The organism is Nitrobacter winogradskyi (assembly GCF_006539545.1).
GTDB classification, from domain to species: Bacteria; Pseudomonadota; Alphaproteobacteria; order Rhizobiales; family Xanthobacteraceae; genus Nitrobacter; species Nitrobacter winogradskyi_A.
This window is the reverse complement of record NZ_BJNF01000042.1, coordinates 22,841-39,072: the sequence shown is the minus strand read 5'-3', so window position 1 is coordinate 39,072 and position 16,232 is coordinate 22,841. Positions and strand designations below refer to the sequence as shown.

The following is a 16,232-nucleotide window of genomic DNA, read 5'->3' as shown; positions in this document are numbered from 1 at the left end:
GGGCGCGGCCATGGACGGCAAGATGCTGGTGCACCTCAGTGCAATCGTGTTCGTCGCTATCGCCCTGACGGCGACCGCGATCGAGATGACCCGCAAGGATGACCCGCCGGCATCGCCGTCCGTGCGTGCCATTCAGCCCACGGACGATCCGCTCCGCGAGGGGCAGTTGCGATGTCAGGAGCTTGGGCAAAAGGCGGCCAGTGACGCGCAATGCCTGCGCGTCTGGGCCGAGACCCGCGCGCGCTTTCTCGGCCGCACGCGCACGCCGGCCGCGCCCGCTTCAAGTTCCGGCGAAGGGCGGTGACGCATGGGCGGCAGTAGCGTCATCGACACGTTTCTCGGAACCTTCACCCGCTACATCGACTCAGGCTTCGGCCTTCTCAGCGGCGAGGTCGCCTTCATCGCCACGACGCTGATCGTCATCGACGTGACGATCGCCGCGCTGTTCTGGAGCTGGGGCGCGGACGACGACATCATTGCGCGCCTGGTGAAGAAAACCCTCTTTGTCGGCGTCTTCGCTTATTTGATCTCCAACTGGAACAGCCTTGCGAAGATCGTGTTCGAGAGTTTTGCCGGGCTTGGCCTGAAAGCCTCGGGCACGGGCTTCTCCGCGCAGGATCTGATGCGGCCCGGCAAGGTGGCGCAGACCGGCCTCGATGCGGCGCGACCGCTGCTCGACGCGATCTCGCCGCTGATGGGCTGGCTCGCGGTGTTCGAGAACCTGATCCAGATCGTTTGCCTGCTGTTCGCCTGGGCGCTCGTTATCCTCGCCTTCTTCATCCTCGCGATCCAGATGTTTGTCACGCTCGTTGAGTTCAAATTGAGCACGCTCGCCGGCTTCGTGCTGATTCCCTTCGGTCTGTTCGGCAAGACCGCCTTCATGGCCGAGCGCGTGCTTGGCAACGTCATTTCCAGCGGCATCAAGGTGCTGGTGCTGGCTGTCGTCATTGGCATCGGCAGCACCTTGTTTGCGCAGTTCACGCAAGGCTCTAATGGAGCCACGCCGACCATCGACGACGCCATGGCCATCGTGCTGGCCGCGCTGTCGCTGTTGGGTCTCGGCATCTTCGGCCCCGGCATCGCCAATGGCCTCATCTCCGGTGGTCCGCAACTCGGCGCGGGCGCGGCGATCGGCACCGGCCTTGCGGCAGGAGGCGCCGCCTTCGCCGCCGGCGGCGGCGCGGTGCTGGCCGCAAAAGGTGGAGCGGCTGCCCTGTCCGGTGGCGCGGCTGCGGTCCGGGGCGGCGCGACAGCCGCGGGCGCAACCTCCGCCGCCTATACGCTCGGCTCCATGGGGCACTCCGGCGCGGCCGGCGTGGCGTCAGGTCTCGGCGGCGTCGCGCGCGCGGCAGGCTCCACTGCGGTTTCGCCGCTCAAGCGCGCCGCCGCGCGTGCCGCTGAAAGCGTCAAATCGAGCTACACCGGTGGCGCAAGGGGCTCGTTCGCGGCGACAGGCGGCTCCTCGACCATGGGCACCGTCGGCGGCACCTCGAGCGGCGGCGCGGCCTCCGCAGGCCCGGCCGCGCAAACACCGCCGGCCTGGGCGCAGCGTATGCGCCGATCCAGCCATTCCAGCCATGCCGTTCAGACGACCGCTCACGCCGTGCGCTCCGGCGACGGTCATGGCGCCGGCTCTTCCGTCAACCTGTCTGAGGGCAATCGCACATGAGCATCTTCAAACGATCCGCCGTCCACTATGGCAAGACCCCACAACCCGAGACACCATACCAGCGCGCCGCGCAGGTCTGGGACGAACGCATCGGCTCCGCCCGCGTACAGGCGAAGAACTGGCGGCTCATGGCCTTCGGATCGTTGATCCTCTCCACAGGCTTCGCCGCCGCGCTGGTGTGGCAGACGACAAGCGGCACTGTCGTTCCATGGGTTGTGCAGGTGGACGGTCTCGGCCAGGCGCAAGCGGTCGCGCCGGCCGTGGCCGACTATCGGCCGACCGATCCGCAAGTCGCGTGGCATCTGGCGCGCTTCATCGAGCAGGTCAGGAGCATCCCCGCCGATCCCGTCATTGTCCGGCAACAATGGCTTCGCGCCTATGAATGGACGACGGATCACGGTGCGGCCGCGCTCAACGATTACGCGCGATCGAACGACCCGTTCACAAAGGTCGGAAAGCAACAGGTCGCGGTCGAGGTGTCGAGCGTCATCCGCGCGTCGGCGGATTCCTTCCGCGTCGCCTGGACCGAGCGGCGCTACGACAACGGCCAGCTCGCCGCCACCGAACGCTGGACCGCGATCCTGACCATCGTCATCCAGCCGCCGCGCGACGCCGACCGGCTCAAGGCCAATCCGCTGGGAATCTATGTCAATGCGATCAACTGGTCGCGGGAGATGAGCCAATGAGTCGGCTGATGATCCGCGAATACGGAAAGCCATCTTTCCGGAAACCCGCATTGGCAGCTTTGCTGCTGTCCGGCTCCATGCTCGCCGGCTGCGCCACACCGCAGAAGCCGCCGCAGATCAGCTACGACGCCGATGTCCCACCGCTGCCCGCCATACCTGCATCGGTGACGGACGATCGACCGAAGCCGTTGCATATCCCGCCTGTGTGGAAGCCGGCACGGGGTGGGGCTGCTGCCGGAGCGCCAGCCGCGCGCATCGAGAACGCCAATGCAGCCGCCCGCGTCCAGCCGCGCCGCGAGGGGTACTTCAACGCCATCCAGATTTATCCGTGGTCGGAAGGCGCGCTCTATCAGGTCTATGCCGCACCCGGCCAGATCACCGACATCGCGCTGGAGCCGGGCGAGAGTCTCACCGGCGCGGGGCCGATCGCGGCCGGCGACACCGCACGCTGGATTATTGGCGACACCGAATCCGGCTCCGGCGAAAGGCGCCGCGTCCATGTGCTGGTGAAGCCATCGCGCGCCGACATCACCACCAACCTGGTCGTCACCACCGACCGCCGCACCTACCTGCTCGAACTGCACTCAGGCTCAAAACCCTACATGCCGTCTGTCTCATGGGCCTATCCGCGGCCGCCAGCTGGACAGCACACGAGCATTCCGGCAACGCCGGTCATCCCAGTCGCCGCCGCGCGCAACTATCGCTATGGGCTGACCGGCGACAATCCACCGTGGAAGCCGGTTGCCGTCTATGACGACGGCCGCCGCGTCTATGTCGAGTTTCCGCGCGGCATCGTGCAAGGCGAGATGCCGCCGATCTTCGTCATCGGACCGGAGGGCGAAGCACAGATCGTCAACAGCCGCGTCCACCGCAACATCCTGATCGTCGATCGCCTGTTCGGCGCGGCCGAACTGCGCCTTAGCAGTGGCGACAGGCAGCAGACCGTCAGGATCGTCCGCACCGACGGGAGGCCGTCATTATGAGTCAGAACCAGAACCAGACCAGCACCGCGGCCCCGATGCGGCTTGGCGCTCCGCCGCCGCGCGTCACCCGTCTCTCGCGCAAGGTGCTCGCTGGCGTCAGTGTCGTCGTGTCGCTCGGCGTCGTTGGGGCGCTGATCTATGCGCTCCAGACGCGCGATGCCGACAAGAGCGGCCAGGAGCTTTACTCCACCACCAACCGGCAACCCGCAGACGGCTTGGCGGGCTTGCCGCGCGACTACACCGGACCAATCCTCGGCCCGCCATTGCCCGGTGATCTCGGGCGTCCGATCGTCGATGCGCAGAACAGGGGCCAGCCTGTCGTGCCGCCGACGATTGCGGCACCCAGGGTCGATGAGGCCGAACAACGCCGGCTGGCCGAGATCGAGGCCGCGCGCACCAGCGGCGTGTTCTTCCAGACCGCACCGGGTGCGGCGAGCGCGGTCGCATCGCAGGCCGGCATGGCCATGCCGAATTTCGGTGGGTTTGATGTGACCGGCCAACGCAGCCAGCCAACCGCGCAGGACAAGCAGCTTGCTTTTCTCAACGCCTCCGTCGATCGCCGCACGACCTCGCCGGATCGCGTCATGCCGCCGGCCTCGCCCTTCGTGCTTCAGGCCGGAGCCGTGATCTCTGCCGCGCTGATCACCGGCATCCGTTCCGATCTGCCCGGCCAGATCACGGCGCAGGTGACGGAGAACATCTACGACAGCCCCACCGGCCGCATCCTGCTTGTGCCGCAAGGAACACGGGTGATCGGCCAGTACGACAACAATGTGCAGTTCGGCCAGCGCCGCGTGCTGCTCGTCTGGAACAGGCTCATTCTCCCGAATGGCCGCTCTATCGTGCTGGAGCGCCAGCCCGGCGCAGACGCTGCGGGCTATGCCGGCCTTGAGGATGGCGTTGATTATCACTGGTGGGATCTGGCCAAGGCGGCCGGTCTGTCGACGCTGCTCTCTGTCGGCGCCGAGCTTGCCATCAACGACGAGGACCGCTTGCTCCGCGCCATCCGCAACGGCGGTCAGACCACCATCAACGACGCGGGACAACAGATTGTCCGTCGCCAGCTCAACGTCCCGCCGACGCTCACCATCCGGCCGAGCTTTCCGGTCAGGATCGTCGTCACGAGAGATTTAGCCCTCGAGCCCTACAGGGGATGACCATGACCAAGCTGAAACTCGGCCCGCTTCCCGACGACAAGCCTGTGAAAGTGTCGCATGAACTGCCTGCGACAGTGTTTCAGGACTTGAAGCTCTACGCACGCTTGCTGACCGATGACGGGCAGCCATCGGCAGACCCGCTCAAGCTGATCGCGCCGATGCTTGCACGCTTTATGGCAACCGATCGCGCTTTCGCGAAAGCCCGCCGCTCCCAACAATCGTCGAAGACGGGAGCTTGATGCCGTCCGGTTTCCGTGACGCCGCTATCGAGCGCGCAAGGCTAAGAAAGCGTCGAAACGCGGGATTGTCGTTCTTTGGCGACCACACCGCATTGAAGCGAAGAATCTCGCCGGCGATCGGGCGATAGCAGAGACCGGGAAATAGCGCCGCCGTCATCGCTTCGCTGACGACGGTCAGTCCTCGCCCAAGGGCCACGAGAGGCAGCAGATTGTCGCGACCGACATATTGAACCCGGATATCCGGATGCCGGCCGAGGTCCGCCATGCGCAAGACCAGATAATCGTAGATCTCCTGTCCAGGCGCCGAGTCACTGACGATGAAAGCCTGCCCCGTTAGGTCCTGCCACTGGATTTCTTCGCGCTTTGCCAGGGCGTGATTATCAGGCAACACTGCGAATGCGCGCTCTGACCAAAGATATACTGTTTCGCAGTCGGCCCACGCACGCGATCCCCTCAAAAATGCCACGTCAAGCTTGAATTCCCGAATTGCGGCGACATGCTCGGAGGGATTACCCTCGATCATCTCAACATCGACGCTGCGGTGTTTATCCTCATACATGCGCAGCAGCTCGGCGAGGAATCCGGAGGCGATAGACGAATAGATGCCGACTCTGACACGGCCGTCCTCCGAGCGTCCGATCGATGCGACGTCTTCCGCGCCATGCCCGACGTTCCGGATGATCTGGCGCGCTCGGCTTAGAAAGCGCTCGCCTGCGAAAGTCAGACGGACACCGCCATTGTAGCGGTTGAACAGAGAAGCTCCCAACTCGTCTTCGAGATCGCGAACACGACGGCTGATCGCCGATTCCTGTACGCCGCGGGCCACACCGGCCTTGCGAAAACTGCCATGCTCGGCGGCAGCTATGAAATAGCGCAGATGGCGAAGCTCAATGGTCAGCTCGTTGCGGCGCGACTTCACGTCGCGACGAGATTTGCTTCCCATTTTGTCCTCGCCACTTCTTGTTTCGCCTCTGCTGGTTTGCGTGCCGTTGTGCCCCATTCAGCGCGGTGAGCGACCTGGTTACGATCTGCGTCCTTGAGTTTCGACTGGTGAGGCTCTCACCTGCCCATCTTGCGCCGCTCAACTGATGTCCGGTGTAGGCGTGGATCGATACCAATTTGCCGCGCCATCGGGCGAAGGCCGCAGCGCGGCGCCACGCTCTTCAAGCCAGAGTCTTATTTCTGAGGCTGTTACGGTGCCGACGCCCGGTTCGGCCATAAGTTCTTCCCAGGTGTAGGCCGAGGCGATCTTGACGAGATGCCGGCTGCGCTTGGCGACAGTCCTGCCGCCCAGCGAGGCATGGCGGCCGTGCAGCAGCGCGTCGATGGCCCGACGGGGGAGATTACGACACAGGATTTTCTCCTTCGGTTTCGGAGAGAACACCCGCACGTCATGCTCCTCGATGTCAAGTTGCGCGGCAATGCGGCGATGATCCATGCCGAGCGCGCGGAGGATCGTTATCTCGTCGCGCAGCCAGGCGAGGAAACGGCGGCGGTTATAATCGCTTCGGCGCGGTTGCGAATCTGATCGACGCTTTGGCGGTGAGAGAAATTGTTGATCCGATGTATCGTTGACCAATGTCAGCATAGCAGTTTTCTCATAGAGTGGACGGACCAGCCTGTTGATTGAACCTGCTACTTCGCGAGTTTAGTCGTTGGGACGAGGTACAGACTCGCGGGCGGACTCTCCGATAAGAACGATCGCGTTCGCCATCCCTAGAACTGAAACGTCGTCGACAGCAGGAACGTGCGCGGCTCGCTCAGACCCAGTTGCCAATAGGAAGATGCCCAGTAGCTCCTGTCCAATACGTTGCGCAGGCTTGCACGGACGATGATCGGCTTCCAGCCCGGTTGTCTGATCGTGTAGCTTGCATTCAGATCGAAACGATACCAGCCATCGACTTTTTGCATGTTCGCGTTATCAAGGAATGAGAAGGACTGCCATTGCGCCATCCCACCCAGGGTGAGCCCCTCGATGAACGGAGTGTCCCAATCCAGGCTGAGGGTGGCACGATATCTGGGAGTACCGACGATCCGGTTGCCGATGTTAGTTCCGTCCGGGGTTTCGATCAGCCTGGGATCGAGAAACGTAAACCCGCCGACGAAACGGATACTGTCAGTCGCTTGGCCAAAGGTCGTGAACTCGATTCCCTGATAGCGAGTCTTGCCGACCTCGCCAAAGATCAAGGTGTCGGGATCTCGACCGTAAGTCGGCCGCGTAGCAGTGAAGGCAGCGAGCGTCGCCGCTATGTGGCCGAAATCGACCTTCGCGCCGACCTCGGATTGCGTTGTCTTGAAGGGCGGAAAAACTTCCCCGACGTTCACCGCATTGGTCGGTGCAATCTGGCCGGCTTCCAGGGCCTCCATGTAATTGGCGTACAAGGAGACATTCTGCCACGGCTTGACGATCAGCGCTGCGGCCGGAGACAGGGCACCATCGTCATATTGAGAACCGCTGCTGAAGGACCTTCGCTTCACTCTCTGGTGCCTGATGCCGAGCATCAATTGGATGCGCTCGTCCAGGGCAGACATGGTATCGGCCAGCGTAAAGCCCAGATTCTCGGTGCGACTTGATATCGGCGCACTGGCGGGATCGCCGAGCCGGGGAAAATTCGGCTGAGGGAAATAGACAGGATTGTACAGATTTGTAGCCGGAAGGACTGCGGAGCCATTCCAATCGTCCCCGTCATTGTCCCCGTAATTTTCGCGGCCCCATCCCGCCGCCAAGGCTACCGCATGTTTCACCGGGCCGGTCTCCACATGCCCCCGCAGACCTGTCTCGGCAGTGGTCGCGTGCCTGAAGTAAATGTATTGATAGGCGGACGATGCGGCCATTGTGCCCACTGCGTCCACAAGAGTCGGATAATATTCTGCGACCCTCACACCCGATTTGCCGCGCCCGAATGCTGCATAGGCGGTCACGTTCTCGGTGATGTCCCACTCGCCGCGCGTCGTGGCGTACTTGCTCTCTACTTTATGATATTCCCATGGCTGTACCCAGTTATGAGTAGTGTGAGGCGGCATCGGAACCGGGGCATCCAACGCGACAGTCACTGGCGCTCGGTTTCCACGAGTGTTGAGGTATTGATAGCCAAAGTCGGCAGACAAGCGGACGGTTTCGCCCCGATAGTCGAGGCCGAGCGCGGCCACTCTTGTTTCGCGCGAGTTATAGTCGATGGGAGTATCGCCGCTGCGGTACACTCCATTGAAACGGACACCGAATTCTTTGTTGTCGCCGAAGCGCTGACCGGCATCGAGGTGGCCGCCGAACTGGCTGTTCATCGCATAGTTCGGTGTAAAAGCGATCAACGGCTCGTCGCCGGCGCGTTTCGGCACCAGGTTTACTGTGCCAAGATGCGCACCCTGGGTCGGCGGCAGGCCGTTGAGCAGAGTGCTCGCTCCCTTCAGCACCTCGACCCGCTCGATCGTTTCCACCGCCGTGGCACTGTCTAGTGATTGTGTAATGCCGAACAGGCCGCCGAAGGATACGTTATGTGCGTTGGCGCCGACTCCTCGGATGGCCCATTGCTCTTTACCGAAGCCACCGCCTGTGTCGTATATTTTGGCCACCGATGGATCGTTGGAGAGCACTTCGGCAATGCTTCTAGCCTGCTGATTCTCGATAAGCTTGCGCGTGTAGTTGGTCTGATGGAATGGCGTGTCCATCATGTCTCTATTGCCAAGCATCCCGAGCTGGCCACCGCGCGCCACCTGTCCGCCGGCATAGGCCGGAGGCAGCGACATCGTGGAGTTGGGATTTCCAGCGCCCTGCACGTCAATCGTATCGAGCGAGATCGCGCCGGCCAGCACCGCGCCGCCGCTCCCTGCATTGGCCGCACCCGAAACCAACGCGGCGCTCGCCGGGCCGGTAATGCTGACGGTGACGCCGGTTCCGGCCACCATGGTCCGCAACGCCTGAGCAGGCGTCATGACGCCCGAGACAGCGCGCGTGGTCGTCGAGCGGGCGATATCGGATGAATATCCGACCTGCCAGCCGGTGACGCGGCTGAATGCATCCACCGCGGAGGAGAGCGGCTGGGCAGGGATCGAGAATTGAACAGTGCGGGCAGTCTGCTGCGCCTGGGCGGGGACGATGATGGGCGCATTCGTGGCGCCACAGGCGAGGACGGTCGAACCGAGCAGAACAACTGCGAGACGTTTCCTCCGTCCATCCTTGCTCGATGCCGAAATGTTATTCTGACTTGCGATCCCCCGATCGTTCATCGCTCGCTGCCCTCAACCAGATGCAGAGGGCTGCTTGTCACACCTTGTGAAAACTCGGCCCTCATAACAGGGACGATGAGGGGTCGATCCGTCACAAAAAAAGTTTGGTCGCTAGAGTATGATCCGATCAAGTTGAATCGGGCCATGCTCTAGAAATTATTGTCTGGTCGCATTTTCTTCCGGCGAACCGGTATCCACTTCGCCGGAAAATGCTTTAACGCAAGATCAGGATTCCGCCCGGAAGTCGCGTGACGTCGGCACCGGCCGATCGCGCGAGCGTCCTGATAGCTGCGTCAGGATCATCGATACGATAATGTCCGCTCACTAGGCGATCCGACGCCAGGCTGCCTATGACCACGACCCGTCCGTCAAAATAGCGTTCGAGGTCGCCCAATGCGGCGCGGAATGGCCGGTCGCGAAACACGATCCGGCCGTTGCGCCATGCAAGCGATTGATCGATGTCCGCTGCCTCTACCGCGGACAGGCCGGATGCGCTGGCGACAATCATCTGCCCCGGCGCGAGGAATTCGTGATCGGCCTGGCCGCTCACCTCAACGCGGCCACGTTCGAGCACGACAGTGTCCTGACCATTCTCAGTCCTGACGCTGAAGGCAGTCCCCTTGACCTCGACCTCCGCGAAATGCCCTGCGACGACAAATGGCCGTGACGGATCATGCCGGACGTCGAAATAGGCTTCACCGTCGAGCAATGTGACCCGGCGGCGACCGCCAGAAAAATCAACGGCAATGGCGGTTGAGGTGTTGAGCGTCGCGGTCGACCCGTCCGGCAGCGTGATGGTCTCGCGCTGGCCGGTTGCTGTCATATAGTCAGATTGCCACCGCAGCATGACGCCCGGCAACTGCTGCCAGCCTATCAGCAGCAGGAGGACGGCGGCAGCGGCGGCAACAGCCGGGATCCAGTCTCGCCGCGCCTTCCGTTCCCGCACCGAAACCACGGATGGGGGCACGTCCAGTCCGAGCCGGCGGGCGTCGGTTTCGGTCGCCTTGCGTAAGGAAGGCATGTCGTGCATCGCGGAGATACGCGCAAATGCCTGGCCGCAGCGGATGTCCGATCGCCGCCACGCCTCAAACTCCGCCAGCGTCGCCGGGTCGCGCTCTTCCTGGAGTCGAATGAACCAGTCGAGCGCCTGATCCGTTACGGGATCCGGATGCTTGTATTCTCCATCCGATCCGTAATCCCCTGTCGGTTTCTGTCCCACCTAGCTGATCCGCAATTCGATTATTCGGACGCTCATATGAGTGAGACGTTTGACAGGAAGACCCGTCACAAATTTCCCCCTGCGATACCAATGAGAGCAGCTTGAGCGATTCCGACGGGTCGCTCAGAGCATGTTACCAGAGTTTGTCTGTGCCCGTCACCGGCTTCAATCCTCGTCAAGCCGTGCAAGCACATCTTGGCAATGCCCCATGACAAGTTTGATGTCGTTATAAATAGTATTGCGAGAAACGCCGAGATGTTCCGCGATCTCAGCGCACGTACGCCCTTGCAGATGAATCATGGACCATACGGTTCTTGCTCGCACCGGGAGTTCCGCCAGTGCGCCCTCGAACGCCCGCCACCGCTGCCGCTGAATCAAATCGTCTTCGATCGAGGGTCCGACGGTGGCGACATTCTCTATGTCTTCCCTTGCTGCGTCGGACGCCTCATACCGATTACGAACCGCCTTACGCCGCTGGTGGTCGATCGCCAGATTCTGAGCGGTCTGAAACAGAAAGCCCTCAACGTGCTCGATCGGTCTTGTCTCAAGTGCCTTTCGGGCCTTCAGGTAGGTTTCCTGCGCGAGGTCCTCTGCCGTTTGAGGATCGCGCACGATCCTCATCACGGTCCAAAGGAGGGAGCGGCGGTGCGACTGGAAAATCGCGTTCAACGCTGCCGACATGATCGCCTCTGGTCGGCATGAGGGATAGCGTTCATGGAATTACCCGACCCGGTCAGCCGACAAAGATGCGAAGCTGCACCCTGCCACAGGGCGAGGCACACGACTGCGTCAGCATTCCTTTTGGTTAGACCGCTTCCCAAGGTCCCCGAACTTTCCATGCGACTGTGCAAGGGTTGGACCATTGTCCATCGACTTCACTACCAGAGGAAAATTCACGTGCAACCGCAATGATTTAGACCTGTTCTAGAAATCTGGTCAGCTTGCACGTGTTTTACGGAACCCGATTCTGCGGAAATCGTGAGGTTTTTCGGAGCGATAGCAATCTCGGACGCTTTCCAGAAATTCTTCCGGGCGGCCGATCCTGACCTCGTTATGCGTCGTTGTGGCAGTGAGGCCACATCATCGGGCGAAGTCACAGGGGGGGCATCGCAGGCACAGAAGATGCTGCTGCCCGTCCTAATAGTGGAAGAGCCCATTGCTAATCCGGCACAATCACGACTGTCCGCTTCGCAGTCTCCCAACTCGCGTCCAGAATCCCAAGGTGACTGAACGTGAACTCGGGGCATCTCCCGACGTGCAGAGTTTTACGCTCGTTTCGCCCGGGGCGAGGCCGCGAACTCTGGCGCAACAAAGAATAGAGTGTGCGGCCATGGCGCGCGCCGCAGCGAAAACCGTTTCAAAAACCGTTTCAGATCGTCTTTTTGAAACGGTGAGATTTGCCTAAGTGTTTGATTTTATTGGCGCGCCCGAAAGGATTCGAACCTCTGACCCCCAGATTCGTAGTCTGGTGCTCTATCCAGCTGAGCTACGGGCGCGTTTGTAGGCGGAAATCAAAATCGCCGCATTTCGGAACAGGCGTCCCGAAGCGGGCCCTTGCTAACGGCTCCGGGTCAGCTTTGCAAGCGGCGCGGCGCTACCAACGGCGCCGGATGACAGGAAATCGCATAGGCTGATCGGGGGGAGAACGGCGCGGTACGCGCATTTTCGCCAACCTTGTGGCAGGCACCGAAATCCGGTGATACGGAGTAGCGGCGATCCTGAAATCGATCAGGCTCGGACACGTTCGTTGCGGATCATTTGCAGTTCTACCGGACGGTCCGGAATCGTAATCCGGAACGTGGCGCCTATGGTGCCTTCCACCAGGTGGATGTCGCCGCCGTGCGCACGCACCAGTTCCGCCGCGATCGCAAGGCCGAGCCCGCTGCCGCCCGGGCGTGCGGAACTCTGAAAGGCCTCGAACAGGTGGTTGCGCGCCTGTTGCGGAACGCCCGGTCCGGTGTCGGAAACCTCGATAATCGCCACCGCGCCTTCGCGGCGCCCGGCGACCCGGATTTGCCGGGTCGCCGCGTCGTTTCGCGGCTGGCTCTCCAAAGCCTGTGCGGCGTTGCGCACCAGATTAAGCAGAATGCGGAACAGCTGATCGGGATCCGCATCGATCGTAAGGCCGCGCTCGATCGCATTGATCCATGTGATGGAGCCGTCCGGCGTCAGCCCCGCTGATTCCCGCACCTCGTTGACGACTGGCTCGATCGCCATCAGGCGCCGGTCGGGGGCGGCTTCCTGCGCCCGTCCATAAGACAGCGTTGACTGGCAGAACGCGATGGCGCGCTCCAGTGAGCGCATCAGCTTTGGCGCGAACCGCTGCACGCGGGGATCGGGCACGCTAGCCAACTGGTCGGAGAGCAACTGGGAGGACGCCAACAGATTGCGAAGGTCGTGGTTGATCTTGGAAACGGCGAGGCCGAGCGCGGCCAGCCGGTTCTTCTGATGCAGCATGGATACGAGATCGCGCTGCATGTCGGAGAGTTCACGCTCGGCAACGCCAATTTCGTCGCCGCGCTGCGAGGGAACGATGATCCGCGCCGGATTCTCGGGATTCTGGTGAAAGCCCACGAGGTTGGCGGTCAGGCGCCGCATCGGGCGGACGAACAGATAGTGCAGCGCCAGATAGACCAGCGCTGCCGTCAGAACAGCTATCGCCAGCGAGACTAGCAACAGGTTGCGTGAAAAGCGGTACATCGACTGGCGCAGCGGCTCCTCGTCGGTGACGACTTCGATGAACTGCGCGCCACGTGGCCCGGGTCCGATGATGCGGATCGCCTGGTTGCCGCTTTCCAGCATGGTTTCGAATGAGCCGACAATGGCCGACCACGGCGTCATCGTACGCATGTCGATGTCATGGTCGATCGCCGTCGGCAGGTCTGCGCTCGCGAGCAGCCGGCGTTGCTGCCCCATCTTGATGGCGACTGCCCGCGCGCCGATGCTGCCGAGGATCTGCCGCGCAAGCGACTCGGGCACCATGCCCGAGGGAGCTGCATCGAGCACCAGTGCGGCTGTGTTCGCGGCCGCCAGCCGGTCATTGAGCCGGTTCACCCGGAAGTTGGCGATCGACGGGACGTAGATCAGGACTTCGGCGATCATGACCAGCGGGATCGTCAGCAGCAGGAGCTTGCCGGACAGGCCGAGCCGGCCGCGCAACGACAGACGCGCGGCTCGAATCCGGAGCTGTTCGATCGCCTGTGACACGGGTTTTCCTCTGCAGGGCCCTGCGGCAAACTGACCGTGATCTGCGCTCCTGAAACGAACGACGGGGTTTCAGGAAATACTGCCGAACACCCGTGTAATATAGGTCGGCGCGACAGCTTGGCCAGTTTGACGGGATACGGAAACGATACAGGGCAAGATTGACGAAAAGAGGCCGCTCCCGTATAAGCCGCGCCAATTGTCCGTGACGGCCCGGTTTCAGCCGGGGCGGCTTGTCCGGGCCGAAAACGGCTCGGCTCGGGCGGCATTGCCGGACTTAACCTCAACATCAGGCGACGCGCCCGGTCAGCGGAGACTCCCGTGAAACGGACTTATCAACCCAGTAAATTGGTACGCAAGCGGCGTCATGGCTTTCGTGCCCGCCTCGCGACGACCGGCGGCCGGAAGGTTCTCGCCGCGCGGCGCGCGCGGGGCCGCAAGCGCCTGAGCGCCTGAGCGGATCGTCCCGGGAATCGTCATGGACCGGTTGAGGCAGCGGGCGGACTTCCTCGCCGCTGCCCATGGGCCGCGCGTCAGCACCCCTGCTTTCGTGATGCAGAATCGTTGCCGCCACGATGGCGGTCCGATCAGGGTCGGCTTTACGGTGACCAAGAAAAATGGCACCGCGACCGAACGAAATCGCATCCGCCGCAGACTTCGCGAATTGGTGAAGCGCGTGGATGCCGTATCCATGCGACCGCACAGCGATTATGTGATAATCGGCCGCCGTGCCGCGCTGAACCGCCGTTTCGCAGTGATGCTCGATGATTTGCGTTCGGCGCTTCAGCGCCTCGACCGCCGGCATCCTGAATGAATGCGGCGTCAAATCGGCGGCATCAACGGTGCATCCAGCCGCAACCCGAACCGAGTGGCGAGACCCTGAACGATGTCTGAGAACCGCAATACCATCATCGCTATCGTTCTGTCGGCTCTCGTGCTGATCGCCTGGCAGTACTTCTATAACATCCCGCAGATGGAGAAGGACCGCGCCGCCCACCAGGCGCAAAGCGAGCTTGCCAAGTCCCAGAGCAAGTCAGAGGGCGAAGCTGCGCCGAATACCGCAGCGCCCGGTCAATCCGCCGCAGGATCCGCGGTGGTCGCCCGTGATGCCGCCATCGCGTCCAAGCCGCGCGTCCAGATCAATACCCCTCGCCTGAGCGGAAGCATCTCGCTGACCGGCGCGCGCATTGATGACCTTCTGCTGACCAAGTACCGCGAGACGGTCGATCCCGCTTCTCCCGCGATCGAACTGTTCTCGCCGTCCGGCACGGCCTCTCCTTATTACGCTGAGTTCGGATGGGTTCCGGGCTCCGGATCGACCGTCCGGGTTCCGGACCGGAGCACCCTGTGGCAACAGGAGGGGGCGGGCGCGCTGACCCCGTCCACCCCGGTCACGCTGAAATACGACAATGGCGAAGGGCTGACGTTCCGTCGCATCGTCTCGGTGGATGATCAGTATTTGTTCACCATAAAAGACGAGGTCTCAAACACCGGCAGCATGCCGGTGACGCTCTATCCGTTCGCGCTGATTTCGCGCCATGGCACGCCCGAAATCTCGGGTTACTATATCTTGCACGAAGGCCTCATCGGTTATCTCGGTGATCAGGGTTTGCAGGAATACTCCTACAAGAATATCAACGAAGCCGGGTCGGTCACCTTCAATGTCACCAACGGCTGGCTTGGCATCACCGACAAATACTGGGCCGCGGCGTTGCTCCCCGACACCAGCGCGCGATTGCAGGCGCGCTTTTCGTCCGATCAGGCGGGTTCGGTCAGGACCTACCAGACAGACTATCTCGAGGATGCGCGGACAATCCCGGCTGGTGGCACGGGGGCCGTCAGCGCGCGGCTTTTCGCAGGCGCCAAGGAAGCCAGCGTTGTCGGCCTCAATTTTCCGCTGGTAGAGCTTGGCGGCTACAACAAGCAGCTTGGCCTGAACCATTTCGACCTGCTGATCGATTGGGGCTGGTTCTATTTCATTACCAAGCCGATGTTCGTTGCGCTGGACTTCTTCTTTCACATGTTCGGTAACTTCGGCGTTTCCATTCTGGTCGTGACCGTGCTGATCAAGCTGGTGTTCTTCCCGCTTGCCAACAGATCCTACGCGTCGATGGCGAAGATGAAGGCGATCCAGCCGCAGATCACCGCGCTGAGAGAGCTTTATCCCGACGACAGGATGAAGCTGCAGCAGGAGATGATGGAGATCTACAAGAAGGAGAAGATCAACCCGATCTCGGGCTGTCTTCCGGTCCTTCTGCAGATTCCCGTGTTCTTCTCGCTCTACAAGGTGCTGTTCGTGACCATCGAAATGCGTCACGCGCCTTTCTTCGCCTGGATCAGGGACCTGTCGGCGCCAGATCCGACCCACATCTTCAACCTGTTCGGACTGCTGCCCTACGACCCCTCCGTGGTGCCGCTGATCGGGCCCTACCTCGCGATCGGCGCGTGGCCGATCATCATGGGCATCACGATGTGGTTCCAGATGAAGCTGAACCCGACACCGCCGGATCCGACCCAGAAGATCATCTTCGACTGGATGCCGGTGATCTTCACCTTCATGCTTGCGGCTTTCCCGGCGGGTCTTGTGATCTACTGGGCGTGGAACAACACGTTGTCGGTGATTCAGCAGAGCTACATCATGCGACGCAACGGCGTGAAGGTGGAGCTGTTCGATAACGTGAAGTCGACCTTCCGCCGCAAATCCTCCGACAAGCCGGCGAAGACCACATAGACGGAGCTCCACCTTGCGATCGTTGCGGGTGAGCGTGACGGACGAAGCCATCCAATGCCCGGCGAGAACGTTCTCGAATCCGGCCGCTCCGCGTACGATCGGCCAGTCTTGTCGCGAACG

Annotated in this window: 16 protein-coding genes and 1 tRNA gene; 10 read left to right on the top strand and 7 right to left on the bottom strand. The window is 62.0% G+C overall.

The window, feature by feature from the left end; all coding sequences use genetic code 11:
- Positions 1-10 precede the first annotated feature (10 nt).
- The 6 genes from trbK-alt to NWI01_RS08695 are packed head-to-tail and all read left to right on the top strand — an operon-like array spanning position 11 to position 4,734.
- Positions 11-304: a putative entry exclusion protein TrbK-alt gene (gene trbK-alt / locus NWI01_RS08720; protein ID WP_141383482.1), complete on the top strand. Its 294-nt coding sequence runs from the start codon at positions 11-13 to the stop codon at positions 302-304.
- 3 nt (positions 305-307) lie between these two features.
- Entirely contained in the window at positions 308-1,669 is a 1,362-nt protein-coding gene (gene trbL, locus NWI01_RS08715; RefSeq protein WP_141383481.1) for a P-type conjugative transfer protein TrbL, read from the top strand.
- The gene (gene trbF / locus NWI01_RS08710) at positions 1,666-2,355 is read left to right on the top strand and encodes a conjugal transfer protein TrbF (protein WP_141383480.1); all 690 of its coding nucleotides are present in this window, start codon (positions 1,666-1,668) and stop codon (positions 2,353-2,355) included. The genes trbL and trbF overlap by 4 nt, the downstream gene beginning before the upstream one ends.
- Positions 2,352-3,338: a P-type conjugative transfer protein TrbG gene (trbG, locus tag NWI01_RS08705; RefSeq protein WP_141383479.1), complete on the top strand. Its 987-nt coding sequence runs from the start codon at positions 2,352-2,354 to the stop codon at positions 3,336-3,338. The genes trbF and trbG overlap by 4 nt, the downstream gene beginning before the upstream one ends.
- Entirely contained in the window at positions 3,335-4,495 is a 1,161-nt protein-coding gene (locus NWI01_RS08700; protein WP_141383478.1) for a TrbI/VirB10 family protein, read from the top strand. The genes trbG and NWI01_RS08700 overlap by 4 nt, the downstream gene beginning before the upstream one ends.
- 2 nt (positions 4,496-4,497) lie before the next feature.
- Positions 4,498-4,734: a DUF2274 domain-containing protein gene (locus NWI01_RS08695; protein ID WP_141383477.1), complete on the top strand. Its 237-nt coding sequence runs from the start codon at positions 4,498-4,500 to the stop codon at positions 4,732-4,734.
- Here the strand turns inward: NWI01_RS08695 and NWI01_RS08690 are convergent.
- The 3 genes from NWI01_RS08690 to NWI01_RS08680 all read right to left on the bottom strand — a co-directional run bounded on the left by NWI01_RS08690 (position 4,667) and on the right by NWI01_RS08680 (position 8,664).
- A complete protein-coding gene (locus NWI01_RS08690; RefSeq protein ID WP_141383476.1) occupies positions 4,667-5,677 on the bottom strand; it encodes a LysR family transcriptional regulator in 1,011 nt (336 codons plus the stop codon). The two genes, NWI01_RS08695 and NWI01_RS08690, sit on opposite strands and share 68 nt — an antisense overlap.
- 138 nt (positions 5,678-5,815) lie before the next feature.
- Positions 5,816-6,322, bottom strand: coding sequence for a hypothetical protein (locus NWI01_RS08685; RefSeq protein WP_141383475.1), 507 nt, complete (start codon positions 6,320-6,322; stop codon positions 5,816-5,818).
- Between the two features lie 128 nt (positions 6,323-6,450).
- Positions 6,451-8,664 (bottom strand): TonB-dependent receptor, encoded by a 2,214-nt coding sequence (locus NWI01_RS08680; protein WP_181410418.1) that lies wholly within the window; start codon positions 8,662-8,664, stop codon positions 6,451-6,453.
- Between NWI01_RS08680 and NWI01_RS20075 the strand changes: the two genes are divergently transcribed.
- Positions 8,663-8,791 carry a hypothetical protein gene (locus NWI01_RS20075; RefSeq protein WP_283809242.1) on the top strand — a complete coding sequence of 43 codons (129 nt, stop codon included), beginning with the start codon at positions 8,663-8,665 and terminating at the stop codon, positions 8,789-8,791. The two genes, NWI01_RS08680 and NWI01_RS20075, sit on opposite strands and share 2 nt — an antisense overlap.
- 381 nt (positions 8,792-9,172) lie before the next feature.
- Here NWI01_RS20075 and NWI01_RS08675 read toward each other — a convergent pair whose 3' ends face one another.
- The 4 genes from NWI01_RS08675 to NWI01_RS08660 form a co-directional block, all read right to left on the bottom strand.
- On the bottom strand, positions 9,173-10,177 hold the full coding sequence (locus NWI01_RS08675) for a FecR family protein (protein ID WP_141383473.1): 1,005 nt from the start codon (positions 10,175-10,177) through the stop codon (positions 9,173-9,175).
- Between the two features lie 165 nt (positions 10,178-10,342).
- Positions 10,343-10,858 (bottom strand): RNA polymerase sigma factor, encoded by a 516-nt coding sequence (locus NWI01_RS08670; RefSeq protein WP_141383472.1) that lies wholly within the window; start codon positions 10,856-10,858, stop codon positions 10,343-10,345.
- A 738-nt stretch (positions 10,859-11,596) separates the two neighbouring features.
- Positions 11,597-11,673, bottom strand: a tRNA-Arg gene (locus NWI01_RS08665).
- Positions 11,674-11,905: 232 nt separating this feature from the next.
- On the bottom strand, positions 11,906-13,384 hold the full coding sequence (locus NWI01_RS08660; protein WP_141383471.1) for a sensor histidine kinase: 1,479 nt from the start codon (positions 13,382-13,384) through the stop codon (positions 11,906-11,908).
- Between the two features lie 318 nt (positions 13,385-13,702).
- Here NWI01_RS08660 and rpmH point away from each other — a divergent pair, with 318 nt between their 5' ends.
- The 3 genes from rpmH (at position 13,703) to yidC (ending at position 16,112) form a co-directional block, all read left to right on the top strand.
- Entirely contained in the window at positions 13,703-13,837 is a 135-nt protein-coding gene (rpmH, locus tag NWI01_RS08655; RefSeq protein WP_006609582.1) for a 50S ribosomal protein L34, read from the top strand.
- 22 nt (positions 13,838-13,859) lie between these two features.
- Positions 13,860-14,195 carry a ribonuclease P protein component gene (gene rnpA / locus NWI01_RS08650; RefSeq protein WP_141383470.1) on the top strand — a complete coding sequence of 112 codons (336 nt, stop codon included), beginning with the start codon at positions 13,860-13,862 and terminating at the stop codon, positions 14,193-14,195.
- Positions 14,196-14,267: 72 nt separating this feature from the next.
- Positions 14,268-16,112 carry a membrane protein insertase YidC gene (gene yidC / locus NWI01_RS08645; protein WP_141383469.1) on the top strand — a complete coding sequence of 615 codons (1,845 nt, stop codon included), beginning with the start codon at positions 14,268-14,270 and terminating at the stop codon, positions 16,110-16,112.
- Positions 16,113-16,232: the final 120 nt, after the last annotated feature.